General features: G+C 61.4%; 19 protein-coding genes and 1 pseudogene. 17 read left to right on the top strand and 3 right to left on the bottom strand.

Annotation, left to right across the window (positions count from 1 at the left end):
• Positions 1 to 13 precede the first annotated feature (13 nt).
• From ACERZ8_RS13695 to ACERZ8_RS13615, 17 genes and pseudogenes are all read left to right on the top strand, one after another.
• Positions 14 to 478, top strand: coding sequence for a paraquat-inducible protein A (locus tag ACERZ8_RS13695; protein ID WP_407592722.1), 465 nt, complete (start codon positions 14 to 16; stop codon positions 476 to 478).
• Positions 479 to 613: 135 nt separating this feature from the next.
• A complete protein-coding gene (locus ACERZ8_RS13690; RefSeq protein ID WP_407592721.1) occupies positions 614 to 1366 on the top strand; it encodes a DNA repair protein in 753 nt (250 codons plus the stop codon).
• A 39-nt stretch (positions 1367 to 1405) separates the two neighbouring features.
• Entirely contained in the window at positions 1406 to 2770 is a 1365-nt protein-coding gene (radA, locus tag ACERZ8_RS13685) for a DNA repair protein RadA (RefSeq protein WP_407592720.1), read from the top strand.
• Positions 2771 to 2803: 33 nt separating this feature from the next.
• Positions 2804 to 3358 carry a CvpA family protein gene (locus ACERZ8_RS13680; RefSeq protein ID WP_407592719.1) on the top strand — a complete coding sequence of 185 codons (555 nt, stop codon included), beginning with the start codon at positions 2804 to 2806 and terminating at the stop codon, positions 3356 to 3358.
• Between the two features lie 98 nt (positions 3359 to 3456).
• Positions 3457 to 4491: a Hint domain-containing protein gene (locus ACERZ8_RS13675; protein ID WP_407592718.1), complete on the top strand. Its 1035-nt coding sequence runs from the start codon at positions 3457 to 3459 to the stop codon at positions 4489 to 4491.
• Between the two features lie 257 nt (positions 4492 to 4748).
• On the top strand, positions 4749 to 5318 hold the full coding sequence (locus tag ACERZ8_RS13670) for a hypothetical protein (protein WP_407592717.1): 570 nt from the start codon (positions 4749 to 4751) through the stop codon (positions 5316 to 5318).
• Positions 5319 to 5434: 116 nt separating this feature from the next.
• The gene (gene purF / locus ACERZ8_RS13665; protein WP_407594275.1) at positions 5435 to 6889 is read left to right on the top strand and encodes an amidophosphoribosyltransferase; all 1455 of its coding nucleotides are present in this window, start codon (positions 5435 to 5437) and stop codon (positions 6887 to 6889) included.
• 111 nt (positions 6890 to 7000) lie between these two features.
• Positions 7001 to 7333, top strand: a complete 333-nt coding sequence (locus ACERZ8_RS13660; RefSeq protein ID WP_407592716.1) for a hypothetical protein — start codon at positions 7001 to 7003, stop codon at positions 7331 to 7333.
• Positions 7334 to 7434: 101 nt separating this feature from the next.
• The gene (locus ACERZ8_RS13655) at positions 7435 to 8310 is read left to right on the top strand and encodes a regulator of G-protein signaling domain-containing protein (RefSeq protein ID WP_407592715.1); all 876 of its coding nucleotides are present in this window, start codon (positions 7435 to 7437) and stop codon (positions 8308 to 8310) included.
• Between the two features lie 168 nt (positions 8311 to 8478).
• The gene (locus ACERZ8_RS13650) at positions 8479 to 8769 is read left to right on the top strand and encodes a pilus assembly protein PilP (protein WP_407592714.1); all 291 of its coding nucleotides are present in this window, start codon (positions 8479 to 8481) and stop codon (positions 8767 to 8769) included.
• 31 nt (positions 8770 to 8800) lie between these two features.
• Positions 8801 to 9499, top strand: coding sequence for an SDR family NAD(P)-dependent oxidoreductase (locus ACERZ8_RS13645; RefSeq protein ID WP_407592713.1), 699 nt, complete (start codon positions 8801 to 8803; stop codon positions 9497 to 9499).
• A pseudogene (locus tag ACERZ8_RS13640) lies at positions 9474 to 9839 on the top strand (methyltransferase domain-containing protein); the annotation flags it as partial. The gene ACERZ8_RS13645 and the pseudogene ACERZ8_RS13640, both read left to right, overlap by 26 nt.
• A gap of 100 nt (positions 9840 to 9939) precedes the next feature.
• Complete coding sequence (locus ACERZ8_RS13635) at positions 9940 to 10125, top strand: hypothetical protein (RefSeq protein WP_407594337.1); 186 nt, start codon at positions 9940 to 9942, stop codon at positions 10123 to 10125.
• Between the two features lie 107 nt (positions 10126 to 10232).
• A complete protein-coding gene (gene surE / locus ACERZ8_RS13630; protein ID WP_407594274.1) occupies positions 10233 to 11015 on the top strand; it encodes a 5'/3'-nucleotidase SurE in 783 nt (260 codons plus the stop codon).
• On the top strand, positions 11012 to 11659 hold the full coding sequence (locus ACERZ8_RS13625; protein ID WP_407592712.1) for a protein-L-isoaspartate(D-aspartate) O-methyltransferase: 648 nt from the start codon (positions 11012 to 11014) through the stop codon (positions 11657 to 11659). The genes surE and ACERZ8_RS13625 overlap by 4 nt, the downstream gene beginning before the upstream one ends.
• Positions 11660 to 11753: 94 nt before the next feature.
• Positions 11754 to 12947 (top strand): peptidoglycan DD-metalloendopeptidase family protein, encoded by a 1194-nt coding sequence (locus ACERZ8_RS13620; protein WP_407592711.1) that lies wholly within the window; start codon positions 11754 to 11756, stop codon positions 12945 to 12947.
• 148 nt (positions 12948 to 13095) lie between these two features.
• Positions 13096 to 14139 (top strand): Hint domain-containing protein, encoded by a 1044-nt coding sequence (locus ACERZ8_RS13615; RefSeq protein WP_407592710.1) that lies wholly within the window; start codon positions 13096 to 13098, stop codon positions 14137 to 14139.
• A gap of 74 nt (positions 14140 to 14213) precedes the next feature.
• Here ACERZ8_RS13615 and ACERZ8_RS13610 read toward each other — a convergent pair whose 3' ends face one another.
• Genes ACERZ8_RS13610 through tatB form a run of 3 tightly spaced genes read right to left on the bottom strand, consistent with a single transcriptional unit; the run spans position 14214 to position 16445 of the window.
• Positions 14214 to 15056 (bottom strand): ATP-binding protein, encoded by an 843-nt coding sequence (locus ACERZ8_RS13610; protein ID WP_407592709.1) that lies wholly within the window; start codon positions 15054 to 15056, stop codon positions 14214 to 14216.
• Complete coding sequence (gene tatC, locus ACERZ8_RS13605; RefSeq protein WP_407592708.1) at positions 15053 to 15970, bottom strand: twin-arginine translocase subunit TatC; 918 nt, start codon at positions 15968 to 15970, stop codon at positions 15053 to 15055. The genes ACERZ8_RS13610 and tatC overlap by 4 nt, the downstream gene beginning before the upstream one ends.
• Complete coding sequence (gene tatB, locus ACERZ8_RS13600; protein WP_407592707.1) at positions 15963 to 16445, bottom strand: Sec-independent protein translocase protein TatB; 483 nt, start codon at positions 16443 to 16445, stop codon at positions 15963 to 15965. Before tatB ends, tatC begins: the two co-directional genes overlap by 8 nt.
• Between the last annotated feature and the right edge of the window lie 3 nt (positions 16446 to 16448).

The following is a 16448-nucleotide window of genomic DNA, read 5'->3' as shown; positions in this document are numbered from 1 at the left end:
CAAAGGGCAAAAGATGCATCGCTGGATCAACCTCAGCCTTCTGGTTCTCTTCCCGCTGTCGTGGTTTGCCCCGCTCATGCGCGCGGGTCTTTTACCGCTCTTCAGGTTGAGCGAGATATCGGTCATGACCGGGCTGCGCGCGCTTTGGGAATCGGACATCTTCCTTGCCCTCGTGGTCGCGCTGTTTGCGCTGATCGCGCCGATGCTCAAAACAGTCACATTGGCGCTGATCCACTGGAACGTGGCCAGTGCGCGTCTCAACCCGGCCCTCGGTATTCTGGGCAAACTGGCCATGGCCGACGTCTTCCTGATCGCGCTTTACATCACGCTGGCTAAGGGGGTTGGTGTCGGGCGACTCGAAACCGCCTGGGGGCTTTACCTGTTCACGGCCTGTATCCTTGTCTCGCTCTGGGTCAGTTGGCGCACGGAACAATCCGCCAAAATGGGCAGCATTGGTGCCAAATCCGAAACAATGTGACAGGCACTTGCCCGGAAAACCCGCCCCATCGCGCATCACGCGCAGGTTTTCCATTGCCGATCAACAGGTTGCGACTGTACTCTTAACACTGGTTAACGTCTTCTGGGGGGAAGGCTTGTGAACGATTTCAAATCCATGATGCGTGTTTGCATCGCACTGATGCAGCGGCTGTCACTTATACTGTTTGCGGCCCTTGCGCTCTGCCTGATCGTGATGACGGGTCTGGCCACATTCGGCGTCGTGCCATGGGTGACGCTGCCGCTCGAATGGAACGGGGCGGCGATCCCTGCCGCGGGTCTTTATGCCCAAGTTGCGCTAACCATTTTCGCGCTTTCCTTGTGCTTTTTCCTGCCTGCCAACTGGCGGATGATGCGGCTTGAGGATTCTCACCGCCGCTTTGAGATTGGCGTCAACGACATCACCCGCGCCTATCACGCAGCACATGCGGCAGACCGGGACGGTGTGTTTCGCACCGAAGATGCCTTTGACGACATGCGTGACCGGATCGGGTTCATGCGCGAACATCCCGATCTGGGGCGGCTCGAACCCGAAATCCTCGATCTCGCGGCCAAGATGTCCCACATCAGCCGCGATCTGGCGGATGCCTATTCGGACGACCGGGTCAGCCGGGCACGCTCGTTCCTCAAGGAACGCCAATACGAAGTGGATCGATTCAACGACCGTCTGGCCCACGCCAAGGCGATCCATTCCGAATTCTCGAACTGGATCACGCGCATCGAATTGGACGAAAACGTCGCGCGCACGCAGATGGAGCGGCTGCTGGACGAGTTGGAAACCATGCTGCCCGAATTGAACAAACCGGCGACGCCTCTGCCCGCCGTTCAACGCACCGCCAAGGTCACCCAGCTGCCCAAGCGCGCCGAATAGGGCTTTACCCGACATCAGCGCGCTGGCACTTCTTGGCCCATGGCCAAATCACCCTCCTATTCCTGTTCCGCCTGCGGCTCCTCATTCACCAAATGGTCCGGGCGCTGCGATGGATGTGGCGAGTGGAACACGATTTCCGAAGACACGGGCCTGTCGGTCGGTCCCGGCGCGAATTCGCTGGGCTCCAAACGGGGCACGGGCATCGCCCTCAGCGATCTGCGCACCGAAGAGGCCCCGCCACCGCGGACGGCCGCGAAGATGCCCGAGCTGGACCGCGTTCTGGGCGGAGGCCTCGTCCCGGCCTCGGCCATTCTTGTCGGCGGTGATCCGGGCATCGGCAAATCCACCTTGCTGCTGCAAGCTGCCGCGCAATTTGCACGGTCGGGCCTGAAGACGATCTATGTCAGCGGCGAAGAGGCCAGCGCGCAGGTCCGTATGCGCGCCCAGCGCCTTGGCCTGGCGGATGCGCCCGTGCAACTGGCCGCCGACACCAACCTGCGCAACATCCTGACCACGCTTGAGGCAGAGGCCCCCGGCCTCGCCATCATCGATTCGATCCAGACCATGTGGCTGGATACCGTCGACAGCGCTCCGGGTTCGGTCAGTCAGGTGCGCGCGGCGGCCCACGAGTTGACCACCTTCGCCAAGCGCAAAGGCGTCAGCGTCGTCCTTGTCGGCCACGTCACCAAGGAAGGGCAGATCGCAGGCCCACGCGTCGTCGAACATATGGTCGACACCGTTCTTTATTTCGAAGGTGAGCGCGGCCACCAGTTCCGGATCCTGCGCGCGGTCAAGAACCGTTTTGGCCCGGCTGAGGAGATCGGCGTGTTCGAAATGACGGGCGCAGGGCTTGCCGAAGTCACCAACCCGTCGGCCCTGTTCCTCAGCGAACGCGGCACCCCCTCGCCCGGATCGGTCGTCTTTGCGGGGATTGAAGGCACGCGGCCCGTGTTGTGCGAATTGCAGGCGCTGGTCGCCCCCACGCCCCATTCCCAACCCCGCCGCACCGTCGTGGGCTGGGACGGCGGGCGGCTAGCGATGATTTTGGCCGTGCTCGAAGCGCGCTGTGGCATTCCGTTTGCGGGCCTTGATGTGTACCTGAACGTGGCAGGTGGGATGAAGATTTCGGAACCTGCCGCCGATCTGGCCGTCGCAGCTGCCCTGCTGTCGGCCCGTGAAGACAGTGCATTGCCCGCAGATACCGTCGTTTTCGGGGAAATCAGCTTGTCTGGCGCTCTGCGCCCGGCCCCTCAAACCGAAAATAGGTTGAAAGAAGCCCAAAAACTTGGTTTTGCATCTGCCATTGCCCCAAAAGGGGGCAAAGCCTACGGATCGCAAGGCATGACGCTCAACCTGATGAGTGATCTGACCGGGTTCGTGGGTGAGGTATTTGGCGCGGGCTAGCAACGCGACGGGCAGAAAAGAAGGAACAGGACCATGGAAGGGTTCACCATCATTGACGGCATTGTGGCCGTGGTCATCATCCTGTCGGCCCTGCTGGCCTATGGGCGCGGGATCGTGCGCGAAATCATGGCCATCGCCGCTTGGATCGCAGCGGCCATCCTTGCTTTTCTCTTTGCGCCGCGCGTCGAACCGCTGGTGCGAGAGATCCCGGTTGTGGGTGATTTCCTTGCCGACAGTTGCGAGTTGAGCATCATCGGGGCCTTCGCCCTTGTGTTTGCCGTCGCGCTGATTGTGGTGTCGCTGTTCACGCCGCTCTTTTCCTCGCTTGTCCAACGCTCTGCCCTTGGGGGCATCGATCAGGGCATGGGCTTCCTGTTTGGCGTGGCGCGCGGCATCCTGCTCGTCGCGATAGCGTTCTTTGTCTACGACACGGTGATCACCGGGCAGGAATACACGATTGTCGATGAAAGCCGCTCAGCAGCCGTCTTTGGCCGCTTCACCGGCCAGATCGAAGAGCAGAACCCCGAGCAGGCGCTTGGCTGGATCACGGCACAATACGAAACCCTCGTCGGGGCCTGTGCGCAGTAGGTCACTATCAACAATTCACTAATATGCCCCTTTTTGTCCACGGCAGGGACAAGGTGGCCGCTTAGGCATCCGGCAAGTTTCACTATGCCGGAAGTATCATGGTTGCGCGTACCTTTGCCGTCTTTGACAGCGAATCCCTTGTTGTTCAGTCCAGCTCCTCGGGGGGACTGGTCGGGAATCCGATCATCAACAATTCGGATACGCCCAATGGCACGGTGTTCACCTTTGATGGGACGGCCGCACAGAATGTGACCCTGGATGACACCAGCGGCGATCCCGACACGTTCGAAGATGACCAGACCGGCGGGCATGTCATCACCAATGGCGCGGGCCTGATCGCAAACACGACCGGCGTCGAGGCGGAATCCATCATCCGCGTGCAGGCGCTCGATCCCAACGGCAACGCCACCGGGCCACTGATCAGTCTGACCGTGTTTTCCCAGAACGGGGTGACGGGCGACGTGTGGGGCTTTGGCACTGACCTGCCGCTGCAGGCGGGCGTGTCCTACGTCAAGATCAGCGGCAGCAATATAGGCTCGTCCTCCTACGACGATTTCATTCCGTGCTTTGGCCCCAACACGATGGTCGAAACCGAAACCGGCCCCCGGCGCGTCGGTGACATTGCGGTGCGCGATCAAATCCGCACGCTGCGCAATGGGCTGCAACCCGTGCGCTGGGTCGGGCACGCGACTGTATCCGGGATTGGTGCGCTGGCCCCGGTCGAGATCGCTGCCGGAGCGCTTGGCAACGCCCGCGCGCTGACGGTGTCACAGGAACACCGGATGTATTTCGAGGATGACCTGTCGGACTATCTGTTCGGGTCATCCCAAGTGCTGATTGCCGCCAAGCATCTGTGCGGCCTGCCGGGAGTGTCCATCGCCCCCTGCCCGGTCATCACCTACACCCACTTCATGTTTGATCGCCACGAGATCGTGTTCGCAAACGGCATCCCAAGCGAAAGTTTCTTTTTGTCTCGGCTGTCTGTCGGCAGCCTTCAATCCGGGCCTCAACGCGAATTGCTGGCGCTGTTTCCATCGCTGCCAGACGCGACGCTCGCATTCGGGCCAACAGTGGGCACGGCGCTGAAGCGTCACGAGGCGACGCTTTGGTGTCGCTACGCCACGGCAGCCTGAGAATACGGCACGCGAGTCGATCATTAGGCATGATTCGTCGTCCGCACATTGCACCCAGGCAAGCGTGAATCGGCTGGTCATGGTAAACGCAAAGTTAATCGCGTGGCCCATGCGTGCAAAGTACCCCCCTCCGGGCCCACTGGGACCTGTGGCGAAACAGAGCCCGCCAATGGCCCCCGTTGTGACCAAAAAGCGGCGGATTTGTGATGCGTTTTGGATGGCAGAACACATTCAACCCAACACACCGGAGAGCCCCAATGTTCCTCAACCATGACGCCGCATTCACCACGTTTTCCCCCGCCATGCAGTCCAGCCTGCCCGATCACACCGCCACGCTGAGCGCACAGACCAAGCTGGAAACACCACGTGGCTGGGCCAGTGTTGACGCCCTCAGCGTGGGCGACCGTGTGGCCACCATGGATGGCGGGTTTGCGACCATCACCGCCATTTCACACCCCAAGCGCCGCGCACCGCTGGTGCAGGTACCAGGTGGTGTGTTGTCCACCTGCTCGGACATCTCTTTGCCTGCTGACGCACATATCGCCCTAACCCCACCAGCGCGCTTGTCACAGGCCCCGGTGGTCTCTGCCCCGATCAAGGCGCTGAGCGGCTGGAACGGTATCCGCCCGACCCTGTTTGCAGGCCCAGACCTTGCCACCCTGCATTTTGCGGATGAAGAGATGATCTATGCTCAGACCGGCCTGTTGATCCATGCCTTTGACGCCCGCACAGACAGCTTTTTCCCGACACTCAACTACGGTGACACCCGCGCGCTTCTCGCCCTTATGGATGGTAAAATGCCCGGTCCGGATGCGGCCGCTGCGTAAAGGGGTCGCGAAACGTGATCCTTTCGTGACAGGACTGGCCGGGCTTGCTACACCCCGGCTAACCCTTTTCACGGATTCGGAGCTGCCCCTTGTCCGATCAAGACGCTGACGCGCTGATGCCCCCTGCGCATCCTTTCGATGATGACAAACTCAAGGAAGAATGCGGCATATTCGGCGTTCTCGGGACCATGGACGCCGCCAATTTCGTCGCTCTTGGCCTCCATGCTCTTCAACACCGCGGTCAGGAAGCAGGCGGCATCGTCTCTTACGACCCCGACCACGGTTTCAACTCTGCCCGCCGCTTTGGCTATGTGCGCGACAACTTCACCTCACAAAAAGTGATGGAGACTCTGCCCGGCGCCCTTTCCATTGGCCATGTGCGGTATTCCACCACAGGTTCTAAGGGACAGACGGCGATCCGCGACGTGCAACCCTTCTTTGGTGAGTTCGCCATGGGCGGCGCGGCCATTGCCCATAACGGCAACATCACCAATGCCGATTCTCTGCGGCGCGAACTGATCGAGCGGGGCTCGATTTTCCAATCCTCGTCGGACAGCGAATGCATCATTCACCTGATGGCCCGCTCGCTGCAACGCAACATCCCCGAGCGTATGGAAGACGCCCTGCGCCGGGTTGAAGGTGCCTTTTCCATCGTGGCGATGACCCGCACCAAGCTGATCGGTGTGCGTGATCCGCTGGGCGTGCGCCCGCTGGTGCTGGGAAAGCTGGAAACCGGCTACGTGCTTAGTTCGGAAACCTGCGCGCTTGATATCATCGGGGCCGAGTTCGTGCGCGAAATCGAGCCGGGCGAAATGGTCGTGATCACCGAAAAAGGTGTAGAAAGCCACCATCCGTTCCGACCGCAAAAGTCGCGCTTCTGCATCTTTGAACATGTCTATTTCAGCCGCCCCGACAGTATTCTGGGCGGCCGTTCTGTCTATGAAACCCGCGAAAACATTGGCCGCGAACTGGCCAAGGAAGCCCCGGTCGAAGCCGATCTGGTGTGTCCCGTGCCGGACTCAGGCACACCTGCGGCCATTGGCTACTCGCTGGAATCGGGCATTCCCTACGCCATGGGCATCATCCGCAACCAGTATATGGGCCGAACCTTTATCGAGCCGACGGAAAGCATCCGCAACATGGGTGTGCGCCTGAAACTCAACGTCAACCGCGCCTTGATCAAGGGCAAGCGGGTGATCCTTGTGGACGATTCCGTCGTGCGCGGCACAACCAGCCGCAAGATCAAAGAGATGATTTTGGATGCTGGCGCCGCCGAGGTCCACTTCCGCATCGCCTCTCCGCCGACCGCATGGCCCTGCTTTTACGGGGTGGACACGCCGCAACGCGAAAAGCTGCTGGCCGCCACCATGTCCGAAGAGGAAATGACCGAGCATCTGGGCGTTGACAGCCTCAAGTTCATCTCGCTTGACGGGCTTTATCGCGCCGTGGGCGAGGCCAAGGGGCGCGACAACGACAGCCCGCAATATTGCGATGCGTGTTTCTCTGGTGAATACCCGGTCGAACCGGCGGACCAGATCGAAAAGGGATTTGAGATGAAGGCGGCGGAATAGGCTGCTGCCACGATCCGACAACAGGGCACCTTAGCTTTTTGTCATGAACGACCAGATCAACCCCGTACTTCAAATCATCCACACTTGGCCTACTCCGGGGTGGAGGTTGCTTTGGCCATACGCACGGAGTGGCACGAAACGGTGCAGACACTTGAGCTGCCTCCACTTGATGAATCCCTGAAATGGGGCGAACCCGCGTGGCGTCCGCGCAAAGGCGGCACGACGCTTCGCATGAGCTGGAAAGGCGATGTGGAGGGACTGGGCATATACATGGACTGCAAGACGGATCTTTGCGCGCGCATGCAATCCGATTTTCCGACTGCCTTTCGCTACGTCGCACCTCGGGCCCTGTTCCTGCACCCTGACACGGCACTGCCCAAAGAGGCCCTGCGTCACCTCGCCAAAATGGCGTTTCGCTACAAACGTGTTCTGCCCACCTCGTAAATTTTTTTCACGAGTCCGCGAATAAAACCCACGTCCAGGATGTTTCCTAAATGAACCGGGCCAAGACAGGCCCCGAGGATTTACATCGAAAGGACGACGCAATGCCCATCAAACTTCTTGGCGAAAGCTTTCCCGGAAACATCGACGAAATGCTGGCCAACCGCGCGCTCAGCGTGGTTTTCAACACCTTCGTCATCAAAAATGCAGGGCCGAACGCCGCCGCCAAGCTCAGCTTTATCGACGAAAACCCCAAGGGCTACAAGATTTACACCGAGTTTCTCGCGCCCGATGCGAGCACGCGCATTCAACTGGATGGGCAGTTGAAAGGGGCACTCGACAAGATCATGGCAGGCGCACAAAGCGAAGCCGCCTCCAAGCTTGATGTGATGGGACGTGTTCTGAACAAGGAATTCCGCGACCTGTTCAACAAGCGCCTGCTGGGTGCGTTCTACGACACGCGGTTTGAAAAGGGCTCCCCGCTCAACAAGATTTGCCGCAAGATCGCCGAAAAGAAATGCGAAAGCCGCTATGGCAAGGTGAGCGTTGTGACCGAGCGGCTGGGCGGGACGAACAAAGCCGCAGTCAAGGACATCATGACTGCGCTTTACATGGACGACGAAGTCGAAGCGACAAACGCATGCAAAAAGTCAGGCATCAAGTGGAAAGCCTTTTTGATCAAGGAGGCGATCCGCGAACAAAAGGGGCTGTCGTCTGGCGCTGACCTTGTGAAGATGGATGCCAAAAAACTGGTGATCTGCGGCTTTGAGAACGTGAACGACGCATCGCTGCTCAAGCTGATGAAAGAGATGATCGAGCTGCAAATGGACTACAACACGCGCAAGAAAGCGCCCAAAGTCTTTGAACAGGTCAAGAAGAAAGAGCCAAAGACCAGCCCAATCCAAAAGATGAAATACCCCGCGATGGTCAAGCTGCTCATTGCCAAGGGCGCCATCCCGGATCGCAAATACATCGTCTAAAGGTCCAAAGCAAAGGCGGCGCAAAACCTCAGGGGATTTGCGCCGCCCCAAGCCAGGATGTGCCGCAACGTCAGTCGGCACATCTTGGCTTAGGGACAAAATCGCGCATTTTGATCCGCGCAGCGCCGTGTTAGCGCCCGCCTCCGCACTTCACTCAGCCGAGGCACCATGTCCGAGACGACCGAAACCACCAACGCCACCACTGCCGATCTGGCCACCCAGCGCGATGTCATTCCCTTGCGCAGCCTGCAACTGATCGGCGTGGTTGGCCCCGAAGAAGACCGGCGCGCCCTGTTGCGCAGCAGTGGCGGGCAGATTGATACGGTGCGTGTGGGTGATGCCCTGCGCCAGGGCACAGTTGTGGCCATTGATGACGATGCCGTCATCCTGAACGCAGCCACCGGCAGCCGCACGCTGCGCATCCCTCAATCCACGGCCCTGCCGCGCGTCGCCGCTTGACGCCCCCGCCCCGGGCGGGCAAGACGCGCCTATGACCAAAACAGCCCTCATCACCGGCGCCTCGCGCGGCCTTGGCGCAGCACTTGCCCGCGCCCTTGCGCCCACCCATCACATCATCGCGGTGGCCAAGACCACCGGCGCGCTCGAAGAGCTGGATGACCAGATCAAGGCGCTGGGGGGATCGGCCACGCTTGCGCCCATGGACATCACAGTGGGGGCGGCGATGCAGACATTGTGCCGCGGCATTCATGACCGGTGGGGCAGTCTGGACCTGTGGGCGCACACCGCCATCCACGCCGCCACGCTGGCCCCTGCCTCCATGATCGACGCCAAGGACATGAGCAAATCGCTTCAGGCCAATGTCACTGCGAGCACAACCTTGATCACCTACATCGCGCCACTGTTGGGCACGGATGGCACTGCGCTGTTCTTTGATGATCCGCAGGCAGGCGCGCCTTTCTATGGCTGCTATGGCGCGACCAAGGCGGCACAGATCGCGCTGGCGCGCAGCTGGCAGGCAGAAACGCAGCGCACCGGGCCAAAGGTGCATATCGCAACGCCCGCACCGATGCCCACCGCCACCCGCGCCCGCTTTCATCCGGGCGAAGACCGCGCGGCACTTGCCGACCCGATGGCAGAGGCGACGCGCATTCTGGGCGAACTCCCTCTTGAAGTGACAGGGCTGGCGTGGCTCACTGCCACCCATGCTGCGCCTCATCACCCGCTTTGATACACCGCGCCCTGCACGGGGCGGCGGTACGCTGGCCCGGATCTATGACGCGGCCGAGACGGGGTGGCAGGACGGGATCTCCAAGCTGGGCTTTCTTCAGGCCTATGCCGATCTGATGGACCATTGCCCGACGCCACCGTCAAAACCGTTGACCGTCATGGACGTAGGCACGGGAACCGGCGCATTTGCACAAGCCTGGTGTAATGCGCATGGGGCTCCGGACACGCTAACGCTCACTGACATCTCGCCAGCGATGTTGAATGCAGCACAGGGGCGCCTGCCGGATGCCGTTGCGATCAATGGCGCGCTTGGGGATGCGCTGCCAAAGGTGCCGCCACAGGATGTGGTGCTGTGCGCGCATGTGATCGAACACCTGCCGGATCTCGCACGGCGCGCTCACGTGGCTGCACGACCGGCTCGCACCGGGTGGCCTGCTGGTCATGGCGATTTCCAAACCCCACTGGTGCACCGCGCTGGTGCGCTGGCGTTGGGGCAATGCGGCCTACCCGCCCGAACACAGCCGCGCCATGCTGGAACGGGCCGGATTTACAGACATCATCACCCACCCATTCCGCACCGGCCCGCCCTCGCGGGTCTCGTGTGGCTATATCGCGCGCCGTCCGTAGCGTGCGCGCAACGCCTCTCTTCTCTCATTCAAAAAAATCCTCGCCAGAGGCTCCCGCAGTTGCCCCGTGCACCCCCGCCACATAGTAAGGAGGGAAAAGGGCCAACCATGCGCATTCTCATCACCAATGACGACGGCATTTCGGCCCCCGGCCTGCACGTTCTTGAAAAAATCGCGAATGACATCGCCGGCCCGACAGGGACTGTGTGGACAGTTGCGCCTGCGTTCGAGCAATCCGGTGTCGCCCATTGCATCAACTACACCCGCCCGTTCATGGTCCAGAAGATCGGCCCCACCCGCTTTGCGGTCGAGGGCAGCCCGGCCGACTGCGTTCTGGCAGGGCTTTATGAAGTGATGGACACCCCGCCCGACCTGATCCTTTCGGGTGTGAACCGGGGCAACAACTCGGCCGAAAACGCGCTTTACTCCGGAACACTTGGCGGAGCACTGGAGGGCGCGTTGCAGGGTGTGCTGTCCATCGCGCTGTCACAGTATTTCGGCCCCGGCAACCGCGACCTTGAGGACCCGTTCGAGGCTTCTGTCACCCATGGAAAAGCGGTGATTGAGCGGATTATCGCCAACACGCCAAAGGACCAGCCCGGATATCAGCTGTTTTACAATGTGAACGTACCGCCCGTCGCTGCGGCGGACGTCAAAGGGACGGCATTGGTGCCACAAGGGCTGCGGCCCGGGGTCGGTTTTCACACCGAACCCACCACATCGCCCTCCGGGCGCCGCTTTCTCTTTATCAAGGGGGGCAACCAGCAGGTGCCCACTGCGCCGGACACCGACGCCGCTGTCAATCTGGACGGCTACATCTCGGTCACGCCGATGCGCGCCGACCTTACGGCCCATGACATGCTGGACAGCCTGAGGGCCATCGCCACATGACCGAGGACGACCTCGCCACTCGCAAGATGCAGTTCCTTTACGCGCTGCGCTCGCGCGGGGTGACGGACAAGCGGGTGCTGGGGGCGATGGAAAGCATCGACCGCGGGCCCTTTGTGCGTGGGCTTTTCGCCGAACGGGCCTATGAGGATATGCCGCTGCCGATCGCGTGCGGCCAAACGATCAGCCAGCCATCGGTCGTGGGGCTGATGACACAGGCGCTGAACGTGACACCGCGTGACAAGGTGCTCGAAATCGGGACCGGGTCGGGCTATCAGGCCGCGATTCTGGCCAAACTGGCGCGTCGGGTCTACACCATCGACCGTTACCGCCGCCTCGTGCACGAGGCGCGCGCGATCTTTGACGAACTGGATTTGCACACGATCACCGCCATCACCGATGACGGATCGCACGGGCTGCCCGATCAGGCCCCATTTGACCGCATCATCGTGACCGCCGCCGCCGAAGACCCGCCCGGCCCCCTGCTGGCCCAGTTGAAGGTGGGCGGGATCATGGTGCTGCCCGTTGGCCAGTCGGACGCTGTGCAAAGCCTGATCCGCGTCAACAAGACCGAAGATGGCCTTGAGTATGACGAATTGCGCGACGTGCGCTTTGTCCCGCTGCTCGAGGGCTTGGGCAAAGAGTAAACATGGTGTAAAACACCTTCAAATCGGTGCCCGTTTCGGGTGCCGTACCCGGCAACGCCCCCGTCTCAGAGGGGTCCGGCAGAGGACGACGCAGATGACTCCGACTTTTCCACGCATGTCCCGTGGGCGCCGCACGCCCCGTGGGTCCCTGATCATTGCAACGCTTGCGTTGTCGGCACTTGTGGCCTGCGATGAACCGCTTGATTTCGATCTGCGCGGGCCCGAGGGCGGGTTCAACACCCGGGACGCCGCACGCAATGCCACGACCGAGCGGCCCCGTGCCGATGAGCGTGGCGTGATCTCCTATCCGAACTATCAGGTCGCTGTAGCGCGGCGTGGCGACACGCTGAACGATGTGGCCGCGCGCGTCGGTCTGCCTGCGGATGAGCTGGGCCGGTTCAACGGGGTCGCCGTGGACGTGCCTTTGCGCAAGGATGAAATCATCGCCCTGCCCCGCCGCGTGGCCGAACCCAGCGGCAGCCTTGGCAATCCGGCAGGTGTCGATGTGACGACGCTGGCAGGCTCGGCGATTGACCGCGCGGACCCGACCCCGGCCAGCCCATCCGTATCAAGCACACCACTGCCGCCATCGGGGCAGGAACCGGTCCGCCACAAGGTCGAACGCGGCGAAACCGCCTTTACCATTGCCCGGCTGTACCAGGTGCCCGCCAAATCACTGGCGGAATGGAACGGGCTGGATGCCAACTTTACCATCCGCGAAGGGCAGTTCCTGCTGATCCCGGTGGCGCGCGTGGCAGCGCCAACGCGCACGACTACCACAACCACGACGGCACTGCCCGGCGCGGGGTCGGCCACACCGACTCCGCCCAGTGCGACGAAGCCCTTGCCCGACGATGACACCACAACTGCGGCCGCGCCTGCACCGACACCGTCCGAACCTGTCGCCGATGTGGGCCAGACCACGTCGACCCCCAGCGCGGCGATGCAGGTGCCCGTGCAAGGCAGCATCATCCGCACCTATTCCAAGGGGCGTAACGAAGGCATCGACATCAAGGCCGCCCCCGGCGCGCCGGTAAATGCCGCCGCTGCAGGCACCGTGGCCGCGATCACCGAAAGCGCGGATGGCATCCCCATCATCGTCGTGCGTCACCCTGACAACCTGCTGACGGTCTATGCCAATGTGGACGGGGTCAAAGTCGCCAAGGGCGATGCCGTACAGCGCGGGCAAGCCATCGCGCAATTGCGCAGCAGCGCCGATCAGGCCTTTGTGCATTTTGAGGTGCGCGATGGTTTTGACAGCGTCGATCCGGCCAACTATCTGCCCTGACGGCGCCTGCAACCAGATGGCGAGGGTTCGACCCACGCGTGTAGAACCGCCACATTTGCCACAAAATCACCTTTGATTTTTCGCGAATTGCGCGGATCGGCCCTACCTTCGCCCCGTTGCCGGATCAGAAACAATTCAACGAAACAAGTTGGATTGGCTCTGCGCGATGCCGATATTCTATTCCTACGGGTTTGCTCTGCTGGGCACCCAGACGACGATCGACGGCGCGCCCGTGAACTACGCCTTTGCCCCGGATGGCACCTGGCGTTACTCGGGGCCGACGACGTCCTTTGTGGTCAACGAAAACGAAGGCGCGACCGTTTTCAACGGGGATGGCGACGTCAACGAATTTGTTGATCCCAACGAACGCTTTGGCGGCGACTGGCAACAAACCGTGTTTATCGACGGGATCGAGCGTCAGGTCATCTGGGACTATACCTTCACCGTCACCGACGGCACGACCACGTGGGAAGTGGCCGTGATCGACGTCGACCTGAACAATGACAACGACCTCAATGACGCGGGCGAAGACGGCTATTTCCTGGTGTTTCCGGATGGGATGCCGCCGCCCGATACGGACCTGACGACAGGCGGTATTGTCGAAAACGACGACAGCACCCCGCATCTGGGCCTCGGGGCGGAAATCGTGTGCTTTGCCGCTGGCAGCCTGATTGAAACGCCTCAGGGCCCACAGCGGGTCGAGGACCTGAGCCCCGGCGATCTGGTCGACACAGCCCATATGGGCGCGCAAGCGATCCGCTGGGTCGGGCAAACCACGGTGCCTGCTGTGGGCGATCTGGCACCGGTTGTGATCACCCAAGGGACGCTGGGCAATGCCGCTGATCTTGTTGTCTCGCCCCAGCACGCTATCCTGCTGGATGACTGGCGCGCTGAAATGCTGTTTGGCGAGGAACAGGTGCTTGTGCGCGCCATTGACCTGCTGGGCATGGACGGCGTCTATCGCAAGACGGGCGGCGCGATCACCTATTGTCACATCCTGCTGGATCAGCACCAGCTTGTCCGCTCTCATGGTGTATGGAGCGAAACGCTATACCCCGGTGTCGTTGCGATGAGCGCGGTCAACGCCGCTGCACGCAATGAAATCCAGACATTGTTTCCAGACCTTGCCGCTTATGGCCCAATGGCCGCGCCGTGTTTGCGCGGGTATGAGGCCCGATTGCTGGCAGCGTAACGAGTATTTTGGTGCCCCTCCCCGGACACGCCGCGGCCCTCTCTCGGGATCAGGGTCGCGGCGGGCTCGGACGTTTACAGGGCAACGCCGCGACGGCCTGCAAGATCGCAGAAGTATTGCCATGCCACACGGCCCGACCGCGCGCCGCGCGTCGCCTGCCATTCAATCGCTTCGGCCCATAGGGTGTCATCGTCGATCTCGACACCGTAGGCGGCACAATAGCCCCGGATCATGGCAAGGTACTGATCCTGATTGCAGGCATGAAAGCCAAGCCACAGCCCGAACCGATCCGACAGCGACACTTTTTCCTCGACCGCCTCGGATGGATTGATCGCCGATCCGCGCTCGTTTTCGATCATGTCGCGGGGCATCAGGTGGCGGCGGTTGGACGTGGCATAAAGGATCACGTTGTCAGGCCGCCCCTCGATCCCGCCATCCAGCACCGCCTTGAGGGATTTGTAGTGCTGATCGTCGTGGGAAAAGCTCAGATCATCGCAATAAAGGACAAAGCGGGCCGTCTCGGCCTGCCGCAACACAGCGAGCAAGCGTCCGACGGATGGCAGGTCTTCCCGGTGCAGTTCCACGATTTTCAGCTGCGGATGTTCTGCCTCAAGTGCGCCATGTATCGCCTTGACAAGGCTTGATTTTCCCATCCCACGCGCGCCCCACAGCAGCGCGTTGTTCGCGGGTAACCCCTTGGCGAATTGCACGGTGTTGGCCAGCAGCGTGTCACGCGACCGCTCAAGCCCCAAAAGCAGATCCAGCGGGATGCGCGACACCTGCGCGACCGGGTCCAGACGATCCGGCCCGGTCTGCCAGACAAAGGCGCTGCTTGCATCGAAATCGGGGGCGGCCATGGGCGCGGGCGACATCCGCTCAAGGGCTGCCGCAATGCGATCCATCGGGTCGTCGATCACTTCACGTCTTCCTCGGGCAGATCGTCCTCGTCTTCGTCGTCATAGTACCCTTCGGCGCGCAACTTGGCCTCTCGTTTTTCCTCGACACGGGCGACAAGGAAAATCGAAATTTCGTAAAGACCGTAGACCACCGTGAACAGGATGCCTTGGGTGATCACATCCGGCGGGGTCACAAGGGCGGCCAGCACCAGAATGCCCACCATCGCGTATTTGCGCACATTGGCCAGACCCTCGGCACTCACCAGCCCGGCCTTGCCCATCAGGGTCAAAAGCACCGGCAGCTGAAAGCACAGGCCAAAGGCCATGATGAATTTCAGCGTGATATCAAGGCTTTCGTTGACCTTGCCAAAGAAGGTGATGCGGATGCCATCGCTGGTTTCCGGCGCCGCCGGGATCGCCACATCCGGCACCGTCTCGGGGCTGACAAAGCCGCTCATGAGCCCGGCAATGATCGAGGGCACATCAGCAAAGCCAAGAAAAAACGCCATGGCCAGCGGGGTAACCACGAAATGGGCAAAGGAGGCACCAAGGAAGAACATCAGCGGCGAGGCGATCAGAAAGGGCAGAAAGGCGTTCTTTTCCTGCCGGTACAGGCCCGGCGCCACAAAGCGCCACATCTGGAACCCGATCACCGGAAATGCGAGCGCAAAGCCAAAAACCATTGAGATGCGGAACAGCGTGAACAGGTATTCCTGCGGGCTGGTATATTGCATCGTCGGGGACGGATCGCCCAGATCGCGCAGGGTTTCCTCGATTGGGCCCAGCAGAAACTGCAGGATCGGTTCGGCCACGGTGAAGGCCAGCACGATTCCGACGATAAACGCCATGACCGAGCGGATCAGCCGCGTGCGCAGCTCTGCCAGATGCTCGATCAGCGGTGCTGTGCTGTCGTCCATGTCGGGGGCGTCAGCCATCTTTGGTCTCTTTCACTGGCGCCGGCGCAGGAGGCGCTGCGGCCTCCAGTTCCTCGGCCTTTTTCAGCGCGTCTGCCGCTTCCTTGGCCTTGCGCTCGGCCTGCGCGCGTGCTGTCGCCGCCTGAATTTTACGTGCGTTTTCAGCGCGCTCCGCCTTTTCAGCAGCCAGCTTGCCGGTTTCGCTATCAGGATCGAGGTTGGACAGGGATGATGTCACATCGCGGGCGGCATCCTTGACCCCATCCATGGCCGACCCGACCGGGTTTGTCGCGGTGCGGATCGTTTTCTGAATGTCCTTCACGCCCGCATCGTCAGCGGCCTGGTTCATCGCGGTTGAAAATTCACGTGCCATGCCCTTGGCCTTGCCGACCCAGCGGCCGACATTGCGAAAGAGCACGGGCAGATCCTTGGGGCCGATCACGATCAACGCGACGATCCCGACCACCAGCATCTCGGTCCAGCCGAGGTCGAACATAGG

The organism is Tateyamaria armeniaca, from assembly GCF_045797845.1.
GTDB lineage: Bacteria > Pseudomonadota > Alphaproteobacteria > Rhodobacterales > Rhodobacteraceae > Tateyamaria > Tateyamaria armeniaca.
Note: the sequence above shows the minus strand (reverse complement) of the source record. Positions and strands in the feature narration are given on the sequence as shown.